Consider the following 205-nt stretch of genomic DNA (forward strand, 5'->3'; position numbering starts at 1 on the left):
CCCGCATCCAGATCGGTCAGGGTCAGGGTGCCGCTGTCGGTCAGGGTCGGATTGCTGGCATCCTCGGTCACCGCACCCTGGTCGTCGCCGGCAATCACCGGCAGATCGTTGGTGCCGGTGATGGTGACGACCACCTCGTGGCTGGTGCCATCGGCACTGTGCACGGTGAAGGTCTCGACCTTGGTCTCACCCTCTTTCAGGTACT

1 protein-coding gene is annotated in these 205 nt (G+C 63.9%); it reads right to left on the reverse strand.

Going from position 1 to position 205, the window contains the following annotated elements; all coding sequences use genetic code 11:
- Positions 1-205, reverse strand: a 205-nt coding sequence (locus KW825_RS20445) for a VCBS domain-containing protein (RefSeq protein ID WP_218330261.1), incomplete at both ends; no start/stop codon positions are given.

This window comes from Aeromonas sp. sif2433 (genome assembly GCF_019218705.1).
Taxonomy (GTDB): domain Bacteria; phylum Pseudomonadota; class Gammaproteobacteria; order Enterobacterales; family Aeromonadaceae; genus Aeromonas; species Aeromonas encheleia.